The organism is Methylobacterium nigriterrae (assembly GCF_037106235.1).
Lineage (GTDB): Bacteria > Pseudomonadota > Alphaproteobacteria > Rhizobiales > Beijerinckiaceae > Methylobacterium > Methylobacterium nigriterrae.
In genome coordinates, this window is record NZ_JBAWTG010000691.1 from 1 (window position 1) to 305 (window position 305).

Annotated in this window: 1 pseudogene; it reads left to right on the forward strand. The window is 52.8% G+C overall.

From position 1 onward, the window contains the following. Positions 1–305: pseudogene (locus tag WDW90_RS38745) on the forward strand (phosphoketolase family protein); the annotation flags it as partial.

A 305-nucleotide genomic window follows, 5' to 3' on the forward strand; every position in this document is an offset into this window, starting at 1 on the left:
GACGCCTATTGGAGGGCCGCAAATTACCTGTCAGTTGGCCAGATTTATCTTTATGACAATCCATTATTGAAAGAACGTCTGACAAAGGAGCACATCAAACCCCGCCTGCTTGTGCATTGGGGCACGACGCCGGGCTAGAACTTCATCTATGTCCATCTCAATCGTCTGATCAAGAAGCATGATCTTGACATGATCTACCTCACCGGGCCGGGACATGGCGGGCCGGGCTTGATCGCGAACGCTTACCTCGAAGGCCCGTACAGCGAAGTTTATCCGAACATCTCCGCCGACGCTGAGGGCATGAA